The following is a 16,671-nucleotide window of genomic DNA, read 5'->3' on the forward strand; positions in this document are numbered from 1 at the left end:
CGTGCCGTCAGGCGGCGAGCGGGTCGAGCGCCGCACGCAGCGCATCGGGCAGCGGCACGGGCCGGCGCGTGTCGCGGTCGACGTACACGTGCACGAAATGCCCCTGCGCGGCGGGCGCCGCGTCGCCTTGCGCGAACAGCCCGATCTCGTAGCGCACGCTCGACGTGCCGAGCCTCGCGACGCGCAGCCCCGCATCGACCGACTGCGGAAACACGAGCGGCGCGAAGTAGTTGCACTGTGTCTCGACGACGAGCCCGATCGTCCGCGCATGCTCGATGTCGAGCACGCCGGCGCGGATCAGGTATTCGTTCACGACCGTGTCGAAGTAGCTGTAGTAGACGACGTTGTTCACGTGCCCGTAGACGTCGTTGTCCATCCAGCGGGTCGTGATCGGCAGGAAGTGACGGTAGGCGTCGCGGGAACGCGGCTGCGGCTTGTCGGACATGGCGGCGGTGCTCAGGACGATGAAGAGGAAACGCGGCGGCCGTGCGGCGCGGCGCGACGGCGGGCGGGCCGGCCCGTCACTGCCCCGGCCGGTCGACGAACTGGAAATCGAGGCCGCGCGCGCGCATCCAGTCGGCGAGCGCGACGCCCGTGCCGGCGCGCCACGGGCGCAGCAGCGGCGGATCGACGAGCTTGTATTCGAGCAGTTCCGGCGACAGCGCGACCGTGCCCGACGCGCGTACGTGGTACGCGATGATCAGCTCGTTCTTGCGAATGAATTCGTACACGCCGACCAGCGTGACCTGCTCGGCCTTCAGCGCCGTTTCCTCGAACACCTCGCGCGCGATGCCGTCCTCGGGCGTCTCGCCGTTCTCGAGGAAGCCGGTGATCAGCGCGAACATCCCTTCGGGCCAGGCCGCATTGCGCGCGAGCAGGATCTTGCCGTCGAGTTCGACGATCGCGGCGACGACGGGCAGCGGGTTGTTCCAGTGCACGTAGCCGCAGCCGTCGTCGGGGCAGGCCAGGCGAACGCGGCCGCCTTCGTGTTCGGGGTCGGCGCGCTCGGTCAGCGGGCGCGCGCAGCGCGGGCAGAAGCGGTAGTCGGCGGTGGTCATCGAGAAGAATAAGGCGGGCGGGACGGCCGCCCGCAGGTGGCCCGCGCGCCCGCTCGGCGCGGGAAAGGCCTCATTCTAGCGAGTTTGCCCGCCGCGCAGCGGGTCCGGCCCTGCGCACGACGTCATGGCGCCGCGCATCCGGTCAGCTGGCGCGCATCGCCCGCCCCGGCCAGCGCGCCTGCACCACGAACCCTGCGGCGCCGACCGCGAGCGACGCCGCCGCGACCCACAGCGCCGGCACGAAGGACCCCGCATGCGCAACCAGCGGCGCCGCGACGAGCGGCCCGGCAATCTGCCCGATCCCGTACGACGCGGTCGCATAACCCATCAGCCCCGCCGCGCGCTCGCCGTGCAGGCGCCGCGCCTCGCGCATCGCGAACAGCGTGATCGCGGTGAACGGCAGGCCGAGCAGCGCGCTGCCAAGCGCAAGCCCCGGCGCGCTCGGCCACACGATCCCGAGCGCGATCCCGGCCGCCTGCAGCGCGCAGCCGGCGGCCAGCAGCAGGCGATTGTCCCAGTGCGACGGCAGCCGCGCGGCCGCCAGCGCGCCGACGATCAGCGCGGCGCCGAACATCGGCCAGAACAGGTCGGGCCACGGCGAGCCGGCCGGCAGCGCGGCGCGCGCGATCACCGGCAGGAACGTCGCCGTGATGATGTAGCCGAAGCCCGGCGCCCCGTACAGCACAACGAGCCACGCCGCGTCCGCGCGATGGCCGTGCGTGGCGGCTGCCGGCCGGGCGACGGCCGCGGCATGCGGCGCGGCGCCGGACGACGGCCCGCCCGCCGTCGACGTCACGGCAAACGTGCGCCAGATCACGGCCGACAGCACGGCCGACAACGCCGCGAAGCCCAGCCAGCCCGGCGCCGCCGGATGGCCGGCCAGCGCGCTGCCGATCAGCCCCGTCAGCACGATGCCGACGCCGGGCCCCGTATAGATCACCCCGCTCCACTGCGGCGCATGGAGCTCGGCAAGCCGACGCAACCCCCATTGCGACACGAACACGAACGTCCACGCGCTGACGACGCCGGCGACGAAGCGCACCGCAAGCCACACCGGCAGCAGATGGCCGACGCCCATCGCGGCGGTGAGCAGCACGGTCGCCGCGAGCCCGAAGCGGACCATCCGCGCGGGCGCGACGCGCAACGCCGCGCAACTGACCGCGCCGACGAAGTAACCCGCGTAGTTCGCCGACGCGAGCCAGCTGCCGGCCTTCAGGCCGATCGAGCCGTCGGCGAGCATCAGCGGCAACAGCGGCGTGAACGCGAAGCGGCCGACGCCGAGCGCCACCGCGAGCCCGATCATGCAGGCGAGCGCGGCGGTGCGGGCGCGACGGCCGGCGTCGCGTGCCGGGCGCACGTGCGCGGCGGCGAACAGGGTTTCGGAATGCGGGTCGGAACGTGACATGGCGGCTGCGCGACGGTCGAAACGGAGACTGGAATGCTTCGATCCTAGCTTGACCAAGCGTTCTCGAAAAATGAATAATCAAGAATCCATTCATCACCTGGAGAGAATCATGGATCTGGCGGCACTGGCGATTTTCCGGGCCGTCGTCCGCGAGAACGGCGTGACGCGCGCGGCGGCGAAACTCAATCGCGTGCAGTCGAACGTCACGACGCGGATCAAGCAGCTCGAGGAAGAATTGGGCGCGGCGCTGTTCGTGCGCGACGGCCGGCGGCTCGTGCTGACGCCGGCCGGCGAGACGCTGCTGCCGTATGCGGAGCGCCTGCTCGCGCTCGCCGACGAGGCGCGCCACGCGGTGCGCGAGGACCGGCCGCGCGGCCGGCTGCGGCTCGGCACGATGGAGAGCACGGCCGCGAGCCGGCTGCCCGCCGTGCTCGCCCGCTATCACCATGCGTGGCCCGACGTGTCGCTCGAACTCGTGACGGGCACGACGGGCTGGCTGATCGAGAAGGTGCGCGAATTCGAGGTCGACGCGGCGCTGTTCGCACGCCCGCCCACGCCGGACGCGCTGCCCGACACGCTCGACACGGTGCCCGTGTTCCGCGAAGACCTGCTGCTGCTGACCCCGCGCGGCCATCCGCCCGTGCGCACGCCGCGCGACGTGATCCTGCCGACGCTGGTCGCGTTCGAGCGCGGCTGCTCGTACCGCAAATACGCCGAGCAATGGTATGCGGCGCACGGGACGAAGCCGGCCCGCGTGCTCGAGCTCGGCTCGTACCATGCGATCGTCGCGTGCGTCGCGGCCGGTGCGGGCGTCGCGGTCGCGCCGCGTTCGGTGCTCGATCTGCAGCCCGAGACCGGCACCGTCGCCGCGCATGCGATTCCCGAACTCGCGGGCATCGACACGCTGCTCGCGTGGCGGCGAGGCTATGCGTCGGCGGCGCTCGCCGCGCTGCGCGACGCGCTCGAGGAGGCGGCGCGGCCGGCCGGCGCGACCGGCGCGCGGGTGGCGCTGCCGGCCTGAGGCGACCGGGAACCGCCCGTCTCGCCCTGCCCGCTCGCCGTAAACGCAAGACGGCCCGACCGGCTAGTGCCGATCGGGCCGTCTCGTGCGATCCCGTCAAAGGCAGCGCGCCGCCCGCTCGGGCGCCGCGCCGCTCACGACGCTCACAGCCGCTCTTCCACCCAGCCCTTGACGCCCGCGAGCGCCGCCGGCAGGTTCGCCGGCTCGGTGCCGCCCGCCTGCGCCATGTCCGGACGGCCGCCGCCCTTGCCGCCCACCTGCTGCGCGACGAAGTTCACGAGCTCGCCGGCCTTGACCTTCTTGCTCGCGTCCGCCGTGACGCCCGCGATCAGGCTGACCTTGCCGCCTTCGACCGCCGCCAGCACGATCGCCGCGCTCTTCAGCTTGTCCTTCAGCTTGTCGACCGTTTCGCGCAGCGTCTTCGCGTCCGCGCCGTCGAGCGTCGCGGCCAGCACGTGCACGCCGGCGATCTCGACCGCCTGCTGCGCGAGCTCGTCGCCCTGGCTCGACGCGAGCTTCGATTTCAGCGCCGCCAGTTCCTTCTCGAGCGACTTCACCTGATCCTGCACCTGCGCGATGCGCTGCGTCAGCTCCGACGGCTGCGCCTTCAGCGCGGCCGCCGCTTCGTTCACGCGCGCATCGAGTTCCTGCACGAAGCGCACCGCGTTGTCGCCGGTGATCGCCTCGACGCGGCGGATGCCGGCCGCGACGCCGCCTTCCACGACGATCTTGAACAGGCCGATGTCGCCGGTGCGATGCACGTGCGTGCCGCCGCACAATTCGCGCGAGAAACCGAGATCGAGCACGCGCACTTCGTCGCCGTACTTCTCGCCGAACAGCGCCATCGCGCCGCCCTTCACCGCTTCGTCGTACGGCATCACGCGCACGATGCCCGGCGCGTTCGCGAGGATTTCATCGTTGACGATCTGCTCGACGCGGCGGATCTCGTCGTCGGTCAGCGGCGCGTTGTGCGCGAAGTCGAAGCGGGTTTTTTCCGCATCGACGAGCGAACCCTTCTGCTGCACGTGCGCGCCGAGCACTTCGCGCAGCGCCTTGTGCATCAGGTGGGTGGCCGAGTGGTTGCGCTGGGTGCGCGCGCGGCGGTGCGCGTCGATCTCGGCGCGCAGCACGTCGCCCACCTTCAGCGTGCCCTGTTCGAGCGTGCCGTGGTGGCCGATCACGTCGGCCTGCACCTTCAGCGTGTCGGCCACCGCGAAGCGCGTCGACGCATTCGCGAGCACGCCCTGGTCGCCGACCTGGCCGCCCGATTCCGCGTAGAACGGCGTGTGGTCGAGCACGACGACCGCATCCTGGCCGGCCTTCACTTCATTGACCGACGAACCGTCGACGTACAGCGCGACGACCTTCGCGTCGTCGAACGCGATCTCTTCGTAGCCGTGGAAGGTCGTCTTCGCGCCCGTGTATTCGAGGCCCTGCGCGGCCTTGAACTTGCCGGCCGCGCGTGCCTGCTCGCGCTGGCGCGCCATCGCATCGTCGAATGCCGGCTCGTCGACCGTCATCCCGCGCTCGCGGCACACGTCGGCCGTGAGGTCCAGCGGGAAACCGTAGGTATCGTGCAGCTTGAACGCGAGTTCGCCGTCGAGCACCTTGCCGCCCTTCGCCTCGACGTCGGCCAGCGCGGCCTCGAGGATCGACATCCCGTGCTCGATCGTCTCGAAGAAGCGCTCTTCCTCCTGGCGCAGCACGTCGGTCACGCGCTGTTCCGCTTCCTTCAGCTCCGGATACGCGACGCCCATCTCGGCGACGAGGTCGGCCACCAGCTTGTGGAAGAACGAACCCTTGCGGCCGAGCTTGTAGCCGTGGCGGATCGCGCGGCGCACGATGCGGCGCAGCACGTAGCCGCGGCCTTCGTTGCCGGGGATCACGCCGTCGACGATCAGGAACGAGCATGCGCGGATGTGATCGGCGATCACCTTCAGCGAGTTGTTGGTGAGGTCGCTGATCCCGGTCACGCGCGCGGCGGCCTTGATCAGGTTCTGGAACAGGTCGATCTCGTAGTTGCTGTGCACGTGCTGCAGCACCGCGGCGAGACGCTCGAGGCCCATGCCCGTATCGACCGACTGCTTCGGCAGGCGCGTCATGTTGCCCTGCGCGTCGCGGTTGAACTGCATGAACACGAGGTTCCAGATCTCGATGTAGCGATCGCCGTCTTCTTCAGGCGACCCCGGCGGGCCACCCCACACGTCCGGGCCATGATCGTAGAAGATTTCCGTGCACGGGCCGCACGGGCCCGTGTCGCCCATCGTCCAGAAGTTGTCGGACGCGTAGCGCGCGCCCTTGTTGTCGCCGATGCGGATGATCCGCTCGGTCGGCACGCCGACTTCCTTCGCCCAGATGTCGTACGCCTCGTCGTCTTCCTGGTAGACGGTGACCCACAGCTTTTCCTTCGGCAGCTGGTAGACCGTGGTCAGCAGCTCCCACGCGAACTTGATCGCGTCGTGCTTGAAGTAGTCGCCGAACGAGAAGTTGCCGAGCATCTCGAAGAACGTGTGGTGGCGCGCCGTGTAGCCGACGTTCTCGAGGTCGTTGTGCTTGCCGCCCGCGCGCACGCTGCGCTGCGCCGTCGTGGCGCGCGAATACGGGCGCGGGTCCGTGCCGAGAAAGACGTCCTTGAACTGGACCATGCCCGAATTCGTGAACATCAGCGTGGGGTCGTTACCGGGCACGAGGCTCGACGAGCGGACGATCGTGTGGCCCTTCGATTCGAAGAATTTGAGGAATTTCTCGCGGATTTCGGCAGCTTTCATGGCGTGCGGGGAATGTCTGGCTGAGACGGCTTCAAACGCCGGCGCGTCCTCGCGGACGCGCGGCGGCAAAGATCGTAAACGGCTGATTATACGATACAGACCGCCGCCCCAGACGGCCGCCTCGCGCAGGCGGCCCGCTCGCGCGGACGACCGCGCGGGGCCACCGGCGCGGCCGATTCGCCGTAAGATGCTCGGCATGCCACGCGCCTTGCGCGGCAAGGCCAAGCCAAAAAGGAGACGAATCGACGATGGGTGCCCTGAGCCATATCCGCGTGCTGGACTTGACCCGCGTGCTCGCGGGCCCGTGGTGCGCGCAGACGCTTGCCGATTTCGGCGCCGACGTGATCAAGGTCGAGCGCCCCGGCGCCGGCGACGACACGCGCCACTGGGGGCCGCCCTACCTGAAGGACGCGAATGGCGCGGATACCGCCGAGGCCGCTTACTATCTCGCCGCGAACCGCAACAAGCGCTCGGTCACCGTCGACATCGCGACCCCCGAGGGCCAGCAGATCGTGCGCGAGCTCGCCGCGCAGAGCGACGTGGTGCTCGAGAACTACAAGGCCGGGCAGTTGAAGAAGTACGGGCTCGACTACGACGCGCTGCGCGCGGTCAAGCCGGACATCGTCTACTGCTCGGTCACGGGCTTCGGCCAGACCGGCCCGTACGCGCACCGCGCGGGCTACGACTTCATCATCCAGGGCATCGGCGGCTTCATGAGCATCACCGGCGAGCGCGACGGCGAGCCCGGCGGCGGCCCGCAGAAGGCCGGCGTCGCGATCTCCGACCTCGCGACCGGGCTCTATTCGACGATCGCGGTGCTCGCCGCGCTCGCGCACCGCGACCGCACGGGCGAAGGCCAGTACATCGACATGGCGCTGCTCGACGTGCAGGTCGCGCTGCTCGCGAACATGAACACCAACTTCCTCGCGAGCGGCAAGCCGCCGGTGCGCTGGGGCAACGCGCATCCGAACATCGTGCCGTACCAGACGTTCCAGACGAGCGACGGCTGGATCATCGTCGCGGTCGGCAACGACGGCCAGTTCCGCAAGTTCGTCGAGGCCGGCGGCCGCGCCGAGCTTGCCGACGACGAGCGCTTCGCGACCAACCCCGCGCGCGTGCGCCACCGCGAGACGCTGGTGCCGATCATCGCGGAGATGGTGAAGACGCGCGGCAAGCAGGCGTGGATCGACGCGCTCGAGGCGGCCGGCGTGCCGTGCGGGCCGATCAACGACCTCGACGAGGTGTTCGAGAACGAGCAGGTGGTCGCGCGCGGGATGCAGGTCGAGCTGCCTCACCCGTGCGGCGCGAACGTGAAGCTCGTGCGCAATCCGATCCGGATGAGCCGCACGCCGCCCGAGGCGCGCAGCGCGCCGCCGCTGCTCGGCGAGCAGACCGACGACGTGCTGCGCGAGCTGCTCGGCTACGACGACGCGCGGATCGCGGCGCTGAAGGCGAAGCAGGCGATCTGACGACGCGCCGGGCGATTACCGCCCGGCGTGGCCGCCCGCCATCGCGTCGAGCCACGCGCGCGCGGCGGGCCAGTCGCCGAGCCCGCTGTCCGCGTTGATGTGGCCGCGCGGGCCGATATCGTGGAAATCGCTGCCCCACGCATCCGCGCAGGCGCGCGCGAATGCCGGCGTGCCGTACGGATCGTCGCGGCTCGCGACGACGCGGGTCGGAAACGGCAGCCGCTCGCGCGGCACCGGGCCGAAGCCGTGCGCGTCGGCCGGAAACGCGGGCCCGGCCGGATCGGGCAATGCAACGAGCAACGCGCCGCTGACCTTCGCGAGCGCGGCCGGACGCGCATAGCGCGTCGCCCACCACGCGACGGTCAGCGTGCCGAGGCTGTGCGCGGCGAACGTCACCGGGCCGCGCGCCGCGTCGACCGCGCGGTCGAGCGCGAGACACCAGCCGTTGCGGAACGCGCGATCCCAGTCGGGCATCGCGATGCGCACGAAACGCGGGTCGCCGCGTTCCCAGCGGCTTTGCCAGTGCAGCGGGCCGGAGTTGCCGTAGCCCGGCAGCACGAAGATGGAAGGTTGGGTCATGCAGGTTTCCGTCGACGCTTGGATGTGAGTGTGGTCAGTCGACGGAGTGTCGCACATCCGTTCCCTCCCTGATGCCTGTCGATGGTGGAATCGTCGGAAGGATGTGCGATGCGGCGGCTGCCCGCCGCCGGAGGTCAGCGCACGCCGGCGCCGACCAGGCCGCCTGCCGCGGCGCCCGCGACCGTGCCGACCGGGCCGCCCGTGATCAGGTAGCCGAGCGCGCCGCCGGCGGCCGCGCCGATGCCGGCATTGCGCTGCGTGTGCGTCATCGCGCACGCGCCGAGTTGCGACAGCGCCGCGACGATTACCGCGGTGCGAACGAGAAAGATGGTCTGCTTCTTCATGATTGTTGGCGTCCTCCCGTCGCGCGGAACGTGCACGACGGCTTTCAAATGAGTGACCCATCATAGAAAGCATCGAATGCCGGCAGCAATCCGATTTACGTCGTGTTACAGCAGACACACCCTCGAGATATTGCATCCGGTGCGATTCCGGCGCGCCGCCGCCGCGCGAGCCGCCCGGGCCGGACCCCGCTCAGGTAGAATTGCAGGATTAAACCGGCGCGGCGCGCGCCGACCAAACCTGACCATTCCGCATGAGCACCGAACGCAACGACGCCCCCGCGGCTTCCAACTTCATCCGCAACATCATCGACGACGACAACCGCACCGGCAAATGGGGCGGCCGCGTCGAGACGCGCTTCCCGCCCGAGCCGAACGGCTATCTGCACATCGGCCACGCGAAGAGCATCTGCCTGAACTTCAGCGTCGCCCGCGACTACGGCGGCGTGTGCCACCTGCGCTTCGACGACACCAACCCGGAAAAGGAAAGCATCGAGTACGTCGATTCGATCGTCGATTCGGTGCGCTGGCTCGGCTTCGACTGGCGCAAGGACGCGGTCGACCACCAGTACTTCGCCAGCGACTACTACGACAAGCTCTATGAATTCGCCGAACTGCTGATCAAGCGCGGCAAGGCGTACGTCGACAGCCAGAGCGCGGAGGAAATGCGCGCGAACCGCGGCTCGCTGACCGAAGGCGGCAAGCCGTCGCCGTTCCGCGACCGTTCGCCCGAGGAAAACCTCGACCTGTTCCGCCGGATGAAGGCCGGCGAGTTCAAGGAAGGCGAGCATGTGCTGCGCGCGAAGATCGACATGGCTTCGCCGAACATGAACATGCGCGACCCGGTGATCTACCGGATCCGCTTCGCGCACCACTACCGCACCGGCGACGCGTGGTGCGTGTATCCGATGTACGACTACACGCACTGCATCTCGGATGCGCTCGAAGGCATCACGCATTCGCTGTGCACGCTCGAGTTCGAGGATCACCGCCCGCTGTACGACTGGGTGCTCAACGAGCTGGCCGACGCCGGCGAGTTCACCCGGCCGCTGCCGCAACAGATCGAATTCTCGCGGCTGAACCTCACCTACGCGATCACCAGCAAGCGCAAGCTGCTGCAGCTCGTCACCGAAGGCCACGTCGACGGCTGGGACGACCCGCGGATGCCGACCATCGTCGGCGTGCGCCGCCGCGGCTTCACGCCGGAGAGCATCCAGCTGTTCTGCGAGCGGATCGGCGTGACCAAGGTCGATTCGTGGATCGACATGAGCGTGTTCGAAGGCGCGCTGCGCGACGACCTCGACGACAAGGCGCCGCGCTCGGTCGCGGTGCTCGACCCGCTGAAGCTCGTGATCGACAACTATCCGGAAGACCTCGAGGAAGCGTGCACGGCGCCCGTGCACCCGCACCACCCCGACCGCGGCGTGCGCACGTTCCCGATCTCGCGCGAGCTGTGGATCGAGCGCGAGGATTTCGTCGAGAATCCGCCGAAGGGCTATTTCCGCCTGTTCCCGGGCAACAAGGTGCGCCTGCGCTACGGCTACGTGATCGAATGCACGGGCTTCGACAAGGATGCGGACGGCAACGTGACGGCCGTGCACTGCAACTACTTCCCGGACAGCAAGTCGGGCACCGAAGGCGCGAACAACTACAAGGTGAAGGGCAACATCCACTGGGTCAGCGCGAAGCACGCGCAGCCGGCCGAAGTGCGGATCTACGATCGCCTGTTCAAGGAGCCGCATCCGGACGCGGGCGGCGCGAACTTCCTCGACGCGCTGAACCCCGATTCGAAGAAGATCACGCACGCGTACGTGGAGCCGGGCGCCGGCGACGTCGCGCCGGAAACCCGCCTGCAGTTCGAGCGTCACGGCTACTTCGTGGCCGACCGCGTCGATTCGAAGCCGGGCAAGCCCGTGTTCAACCGGATCGTCGGGCTGCGCGACAGCTGGGGCAAGCCGGCCTGACGGCGCCTGGCGTGCGATGACAAAAAAACCCGGCTCGAAAGCCGGGTTTTTTCTTTTCCTGCCACCGCGCTCACGCGCGCGGCAGCCGCCGATGCAAATCCGCGAGCGGCAAAATCGTGCGGAACAGCCGCGCGAGGCTGCGGCTCGCGAACGTGTCGATGTCGCCGGGTTCGGTCCATCGATACGCATCCATCTCGGGAATCATCGTCCCGTCGCGCCGGCTCGGGAACAGCGACGTGCACACGCACCGGGCGGGATCCACTTCGTCGTCCGCGACGCGCACCGCGAACAGGTGCAGATCCTTGTCGTGGCGATACACGAAGCGGCCGAGATCGACGAGCCGCCCGGGCGCGAACGCGATGCCCGTTTCCTCGAGCAGTTCGCGCAGCGCGGCCTGCAGCGGCGATTCGCCCGGCTCGCCCTGCCCTTTCGGGATGTCCCAGTGCGTCGTGTCGGTCGCATGCGCGAGAAACACGCGCCCGGCCCCGTCGAGGATCACGACGCCGCACGACACCGTGCGCGGCGCGCCGCCCTGCTTCATCGCACGCGTGCTCAGCGCTTCTGCAGCTGCCACTTGCCCGCGGCGGTCTTGCAGTAGACGGGCTTGAGCGTCATCGTCTGGCCCTTCGCGGAAATTTCGGCGGCGATTTCACGGCAGGTCTTGCCGTCGGTCTCGGACGTGGACGGCGTGAGCTTCGCGTCGATCTGCGTGCCCCTGCCGCTGCTCTGCCACGTCGTGGCCTCGCCGTCCTTGCCTTCGTCGCGCACCTGCGCAACGGCCTTCGACAGCGACGCGCGGTCGGCTTTGCTGAAGTAGCTGAGCGGCGTGTCGGTCAGGAAGTTCAGGTTGTTCTGCGCATGGGCGGGCAGCATCGCGGCGGCACACGCGGCGCCGGCCAGCAGTCGCGCGACGAGGGAAAGGGATGCACGCATCGACATGTTGTTCTCCTTGGCTGATCGATAAAACCGCGCGGCGCGACCCTCGTCGCCCCGCGCGTCAGCCAGCGAGGATAGCATGCGCCCTCCGCCCCGCGCCCTCCACCCTGCGCGCCGCTCAGCGGCCCGCCTGCGTCGGCGTCGCCTGATAGCCGTCGGTCAGCGTGCCCAGGAACGCGATCACGTCCCTGATCTCCGCCGCGTTCAGCGCCGGCCGGTCGCCCGGCTTGCGGTCGAACGGCGGCTCGCGGTTGATGTTGGTCCAGTAGCGCTGCGGCAGGTCGTCGAACTTCTGCACCTTGCCGTGCACGACCGGATAGAACTTCTCCGGATGGATGTCGCGCTCGACGTAGAAGCGCATCACGTCCTCGAGCGTGTGGTACACGCCGTTGTGGAAGAAGGTCTTGCGCGTCGCGACGTTGCGCAGCGACGGCGTGCGGAACAGCCCGCAGAATCCGTCGCGGCCCTTCAGGTCGGTGCGCTCCGGCCCGCACGCGCCGAGATCGTGGAAACGCGGGTCGCGGTTCACCGGCAGCGCGCGGTTGCGCGGCACGCCGATCGCGATCAGCCCGAAATCGCTGAACTGCGGCGGGCCGCCTTCGAGCGTGCGCTGGCTCAGGTGGCAGCTCGCGCAGTTGCCCTTCTGCTCGTCGTTGAACAGCTTCAGCCCGCGCAGCTCGGCGGGCGTCAATTGCGCCTTGCCGGCCAGGTACGCGTCGTACTTGCTCGTGTACGGATCGAACAGCGCCGGCTGCTGCTGGAACGCGTCGAGCGCGCGCAGCACCGCGTCGAAGGTCGCCTTGTCGTCGGCCAGCACGGCGTCGCCGAACGCGTGGCGGAACGCGTCCGCATACGGCGCCGCGCGCACCGCGCGCGCGACCTTGGCCGGCGAGCTGCTCATCTCGAACGGCGACGTCAGCGGAATGCGCGCCTGCGCGTCGCGCGTGTCGACGCGGCCGTCCCACGTGAGGCCGCCCGTCGGCCCCGCGTCGACGCTCTCGTCGCCTTCGTCCGGCGAATCGTGAAAGTGCTCGCTGAACGGCGGAATGCCGCGCAGGTATTTCAGCGACGGCACCGCGCGGAACCCGGGGCGATGCATGTCGTCGCCGCCGAGCTGCACGTCCAGCGCATTCGGCGGCCCGAACGCGTGCTCGGCGCTGTGGCACGACGCGCACGCGAGCTTGCCGGAGCCCGACAGCGACGGATCGAAGAACAACTGCTTGCCGAGCGCCGTCATCTGCTTCACGCCCTCGAACACCTGCGCGCGCGTCTGCGGCTGGCTGGCCGCCGCCACCGCGGGCGCGGCGCTCGCAGGCGGCGCCGCCTGCGCGGCCGGCACGACCTGCGCGCTCGCGCCGGGCCGCGCATCGCAGCCGGCGAGCGCCGCGAGCCCGGCGGCCAGCGCGAGCGCCGCCGCGGCATGGATCAACGATCGCGCGGACGCGAAGGGCTTCGGGTTGCTGTGCATCGTCGTTCTTCTTGTAGCGGTGGGAAACCGGCCGGAGCTTATGTCAGTTGCGTGACCGTTGCGTGACGATCCATCGACAGTGAATTGAAAGCGCCCCTACACCCGCCTGTCAAATCGGTTCCAGATAATGCGCGCAGCTTTCGGCGCAAGACGGCCGCGGTTCGAACCGCCCGCGCCGGTTCCATCGCCACCCTGTTCCCACACGCGACGACAAAGAGAGAGAACGACGCATGAAGAAGCACGCCTGGATTCGCTACACGCCGATTGCCCTCGCGGCAGCACTCAGCCTGACCGCCTGCGGCGGCGACGACGTCACGCAGCAGGGCCTGTCGTCCGTCAAGAACGTGGTCGTGATCTACGCGGAAAACCGCAGCTTCGACAACCTGTACGGCAGCTTCCCGGGCGCGAACGGCATCCAGAACGTGACGGCCGCGAACTCGGTGCAGAAGGATCGCGACGGCTCGACGATGGCGACGCTGCCGAAGATCTGGGGCGGCCTCACCGCGACCGGCATCACGCCGGCCGTGACGGAAGCGATGACGGCGAACCTGCCGAACGCGCCGTTCGCGATCGACGACCCGAACGGGTTCAACCAGTCGATGAGCATCGCGACGCGGGACATCGTGCACCGCTTCTACCAGGACCAGATGCAGATCAACGGCGGCAAGAACGACATGTACGCCGCGTGGACCGACGCGGGCGGCCTGACGATGGGCCGCTACGCGGCCGATCCGTCCAAGCTGCCGCTGTGGAAGATCGCGCAGCAGTACGTGCTCGCCGACAACTTCTTCATGGGCGCGTTCGGCGGCTCGTTCCTGAACCACCAGTACCTGATCTGCGCGTGCGCGCCGCTCTACGCGAACGCGAACACGAGCCCGGCGGCGGGCAAGATCGCGGTGCTGAACGCGGACGGCAAGTCGCTGAAGGTCGCGACGAACTCGCCGGCGTCCGCGTTGAGCGGCCCGCCGAAGTTCGTCAACGACGGCGCGCTCACGCCGGACTTCTACGCGGTCAACACGATGCAGCCGCCGTACCAGCCGAGCGGCAACAAGGCGGCCACGGGCGGCGACCCGCTGCTCGCCGATCCGGCCAACGCGTCGACGATGCCGCCGCAGACGGCGACCAACATCGGCGACCTGCTGACCAACGCGAACGTGTCGTGGGCGTGGTACGGCGGCGCGTGGGGCCAGGCGCTGCAGGCGAGCCAGAACAACACGTCGAACGTGATCTACGGCGCGGACCTGTCGACGCCGAATTTCCAGCCGCACCACCAGCCGTTCAACTACTTCGCGAACCAGGCGCCGGGCAGCGCGAGCCGCGCGCAGCACTTGCTCGACGGCGGCGCGAACGGCGCCGAGTTCATCAAGGCGATCGACGCCGGCACGCTGCCGCAGGTCGCGTTCTACAAGCCGCAGGGCAACCTGAACGAGCACCCGGGCTACACGGACGTGACGTCGGGCGACCAGCACATCGCCGACGTGATCGCGCACCTGCAGGCGAGCCCGCAATGGAAGAACATGGTCGTGGTCGTCACCTACGACGAAAACGGCGGCTTCTGGGATCACGCCGCGCCGCCGAGCGGCGATCGCTGGGGCCCGGGCACGCGCATTCCGGCGCTGATCGTGTCGCCGTTCGCGAAGAAGGGCTTCGTCGATCACACGCAGTACGACACGGGCTCGATCCTGCGCTTCATCACCCGCCGCTATTCGCTGCCGCGCCTCGCGGGCCTGCAGCAGCGCGACGACGCGCTGAAGACGAACGGCGCGCAGCCGATGGGCGACCTGACGAACGCGCTGCAGCTGTCGCCGAACCTGTAACGGGCCGCACGGCCGGCGCGCGCCGCCGGTCGTGCCGGATCCGTTGCGCACGCAACAAGGGCGGCCTCGGCCGCCCTTTGCTGTTTGCACGGCGCACTGCGCGCGCCGCTACGCCTTCAACCCCATCAGCTTCGCAAGCACCGGCCACCGCTCGAGCGCGTCGACATACGCGCGGCGCGCCTGCTCGTCGACGTAGCGATCCGGATCGAGCGCCGGCAGATGGTGCGCGAGCCCGATCACGTCGTTGGGTTGCGACAGGCGATCGCCGCCGTCGGATGAAATTACTTTTCGTCGATCCATACGCCATCCGGAGTCTTGACCGCGTAGCCCGCGGCCGTCTGAATCATCACCGTGCCCTCGTTCTCGCCGACCATCCGCGTGCGCGGCAGATCGGCCGCATATTGCGCGAGCGTCACGCCCGGCTTGAACGGGCTGTTCGATACGAGGTTCGACAGCAGCTGCGCGAGCGCGAGGAAGCTCGACGGCTGGTCGATCACGGTCGTCGTGCCGTGGTTGCCGGAGAAGCCGACGAGCCGCACGCCCACCGGCACGTTCACGACGCGCGGCGTCGGGATCTCGCGCAGCCCGGCCACCTGGTTCTTGTCGCCGCGCAGCGCCGCGCCGTGCTCCGGCACGAACACGATCACCGCGCGCCGGCCCGACGACGCGATCAGGTCGGCCAGCCGGTCGACGTCGTTCATCAGCCGGGTCGCGCGCTGCGGATACGAGTCGATGCTCGTCAGCGCGCTGCCGACCACGCGGTTGCCGTCGTGCATGCTGATCGTGTTGTAGTACAGCGCGACCGGGCCCGGCACCGACGCGCGCTGCGTGTACCAGTTCGCGAGCGTCGCGTAGTCGTCCTTGATCGCCGAGCCGTCGAACGCGTGCATCGCGACCGGCGCGGCGTCGTTCGACACCAGCGGCGCATTGGGCACGCCGAGGTTGTCGTGGATCACCTGCAGGAAGTTGTCGAAGTGGCCGTCGTGGTTCAGCAGCGACTGCGCGGTGTAGCCCGCGCGCGCGAGCTGCGAGAACAGGTAGCACTGCTGCGGCGCGGTCTGGTACAGGTCGGCGTGCGCCTCCTGCCCGCAGCTCGCGCGCAGCACGCGGATCGCGGCCGGGCCGCTGTAGCTCGCGGCCGAGCTGAAGTTCGTGAACAGGTAGTCGAAGTGGCTCAGCATCGGATGGTTGCGCACCTTCGCCGCGTCGAGGTCGTCCCACGCGAGCGAGCACACATGCAGCACGATCACGTCGAACTGCGTCGCCGGATCGTTGCCGAGCCGGCCGAACGCGACCTGCCGCTGCGACTCCTGCGCGCGGAACGCGGCGAGCGCGGCGTTGTGGTCCTCCGGCTGGCCGGCACGCGCCGCGCCGTCGCCGCCCGCCTGCGATTGCGCCTGCGCATTCGCCGCGATGCGCGCGACCACCCCGCTGCCGGCCTGCCACACCGGCAGCACGACGAGCGCGACCAGCACGAAGGTCGCCACGCGCAGCCAGCGGTTCACGACGAAGTAGACGATCAGCACGCCGGCCACCGTCAGCAGCAGCATCGGCGGCAGCACGCGCGGCAGGATCTCCATCCAGTAGTCGAAGCGGAACGTGCTCATCTCGCGCAGCGCGTCGGCGAGCCGCGCGAGCGGCGGCGCGTGCGCTTCGCGCGCGAGCAGCGGCACGGCGAGCGCGAGCCCCGCGAGATGGCGCACGATGCGCCAGCCGCGCCGCCGCACGCGCGCGCTCGCGGCAAGCGCGACGGCGAGCGCGAGGTTCGCGAGCCAGATCGGCTGCAGCTTGCCCGTCGCGAACAGCGCGAACTTCAGGATGAAATACAGATTCCAGAACGTCATC

The 16,671-nt window shown here is 69.4% G+C and carries 15 protein-coding genes; 4 read left to right on the plus strand and 11 right to left on the minus strand.

What is annotated here, in order from left to right; genetic code table 11:
- Positions 1–7: 7 nt before the first annotated feature.
- The 3 genes from HWY45_RS17380 to HWY45_RS17390 all read right to left on the minus strand — a co-directional run bounded on the left by HWY45_RS17380 (position 8) and on the right by HWY45_RS17390 (position 2,463).
- A complete protein-coding gene (locus HWY45_RS17380; RefSeq protein WP_059567077.1) occupies positions 8–445 on the minus strand; it encodes an acyl-CoA thioesterase in 438 nt (145 codons plus the stop codon).
- Positions 446–521: 76 nt separating this feature from the next.
- Positions 522–1,058 carry an NUDIX domain-containing protein gene (locus HWY45_RS17385; protein ID WP_059567075.1) on the minus strand — a complete coding sequence of 179 codons (537 nt, stop codon included), beginning with the start codon at positions 1,056–1,058 and terminating at the stop codon, positions 522–524.
- Between the two features lie 142 nt (positions 1,059–1,200).
- Positions 1,201–2,463: a YbfB/YjiJ family MFS transporter gene (locus HWY45_RS17390; RefSeq protein ID WP_059885592.1), complete on the minus strand. Its 1,263-nt coding sequence runs from the start codon at positions 2,461–2,463 to the stop codon at positions 1,201–1,203.
- Positions 2,464–2,572: 109 nt separating this feature from the next.
- On the opposite strand from HWY45_RS17390, the gene HWY45_RS17395 reads away from it, so the two are divergent.
- Positions 2,573–3,484 carry a LysR family transcriptional regulator gene (locus HWY45_RS17395; protein ID WP_059567070.1) on the plus strand — a complete coding sequence of 304 codons (912 nt, stop codon included), beginning with the start codon at positions 2,573–2,575 and terminating at the stop codon, positions 3,482–3,484.
- Positions 3,485–3,627: 143 nt separating this feature from the next.
- Here HWY45_RS17395 and alaS read toward each other — a convergent pair whose 3' ends face one another.
- Positions 3,628–6,252: an alanine--tRNA ligase gene (gene alaS / locus HWY45_RS17400; protein ID WP_059567068.1), complete on the minus strand. Its 2,625-nt coding sequence runs from the start codon at positions 6,250–6,252 to the stop codon at positions 3,628–3,630.
- A gap of 248 nt (positions 6,253–6,500) precedes the next feature.
- Here alaS and HWY45_RS17405 point away from each other — a divergent pair, with 248 nt between their 5' ends.
- Complete coding sequence (locus HWY45_RS17405; RefSeq protein WP_059567066.1) at positions 6,501–7,721, plus strand: CaiB/BaiF CoA transferase family protein; 1,221 nt, start codon at positions 6,501–6,503, stop codon at positions 7,719–7,721.
- 15 nt (positions 7,722–7,736) lie between these two features.
- Here the strand turns inward: HWY45_RS17405 and HWY45_RS17410 are convergent, their stop codons facing one another.
- Both HWY45_RS17410 and HWY45_RS17415 read right to left on the minus strand, forming a co-directional pair.
- Positions 7,737–8,300: an RBBP9/YdeN family alpha/beta hydrolase gene (locus HWY45_RS17410; RefSeq protein ID WP_059885591.1), complete on the minus strand. Its 564-nt coding sequence runs from the start codon at positions 8,298–8,300 to the stop codon at positions 7,737–7,739.
- A gap of 134 nt (positions 8,301–8,434) precedes the next feature.
- Positions 8,435–8,644, minus strand: a complete 210-nt coding sequence (locus HWY45_RS17415) for an ornithine acetyltransferase (protein WP_059567061.1) — start codon at positions 8,642–8,644, stop codon at positions 8,435–8,437.
- A gap of 251 nt (positions 8,645–8,895) precedes the next feature.
- Between HWY45_RS17415 and HWY45_RS17420 the strand changes: the two genes are divergently transcribed.
- Complete coding sequence (locus tag HWY45_RS17420; protein WP_059567059.1) at positions 8,896–10,605, plus strand: glutamine--tRNA ligase/YqeY domain fusion protein; 1,710 nt, start codon at positions 8,896–8,898, stop codon at positions 10,603–10,605.
- 70 nt (positions 10,606–10,675) lie between these two features.
- Here the strand turns inward: HWY45_RS17420 and HWY45_RS17425 are convergent, their stop codons facing one another.
- The 3 genes from HWY45_RS17425 to HWY45_RS17435 form a co-directional block, all read right to left on the minus strand.
- A complete protein-coding gene (locus HWY45_RS17425) occupies positions 10,676–11,146 on the minus strand; it encodes an NUDIX hydrolase (RefSeq protein WP_059805625.1) in 471 nt (156 codons plus the stop codon).
- Positions 11,147–11,157: 11 nt separating this feature from the next.
- Positions 11,158–11,544 (minus strand): hypothetical protein, encoded by a 387-nt coding sequence (locus HWY45_RS17430; RefSeq protein ID WP_059567053.1) that lies wholly within the window; start codon positions 11,542–11,544, stop codon positions 11,158–11,160.
- A 115-nt stretch (positions 11,545–11,659) separates the two neighbouring features.
- Positions 11,660–13,009 (minus strand): cytochrome-c peroxidase, encoded by a 1,350-nt coding sequence (locus tag HWY45_RS17435; protein WP_059885589.1) that lies wholly within the window; start codon positions 13,007–13,009, stop codon positions 11,660–11,662.
- A gap of 230 nt (positions 13,010–13,239) precedes the next feature.
- Here HWY45_RS17435 and HWY45_RS17440 point away from each other — a divergent pair, with 230 nt between their 5' ends.
- On the plus strand, positions 13,240–14,826 hold the full coding sequence (locus tag HWY45_RS17440) for an acid phosphatase (protein ID WP_059885587.1): 1,587 nt from the start codon (positions 13,240–13,242) through the stop codon (positions 14,824–14,826).
- Between the two features lie 108 nt (positions 14,827–14,934).
- Here the strand turns inward: HWY45_RS17440 and HWY45_RS17445 are convergent, their stop codons facing one another.
- Together HWY45_RS17445 and bcsG are read right to left on the minus strand one after the other, a co-directional pair.
- Positions 14,935–15,126: a hypothetical protein gene (locus tag HWY45_RS17445; protein WP_059567047.1), complete on the minus strand. Its 192-nt coding sequence runs from the start codon at positions 15,124–15,126 to the stop codon at positions 14,935–14,937.
- Positions 15,108–16,670, minus strand: coding sequence for a cellulose biosynthesis protein BcsG (gene bcsG / locus HWY45_RS17450; protein ID WP_059885585.1), 1,563 nt, complete (start codon positions 16,668–16,670; stop codon positions 15,108–15,110). The genes HWY45_RS17445 and bcsG overlap by 19 nt, the downstream gene beginning before the upstream one ends.
- Position 16,671: the final 1 nt, after the last annotated feature.

Source organism: Burkholderia stagnalis (assembly GCF_902830275.1).
GTDB lineage: Bacteria > Pseudomonadota > Gammaproteobacteria > Burkholderiales > Burkholderiaceae > Burkholderia > Burkholderia stagnalis.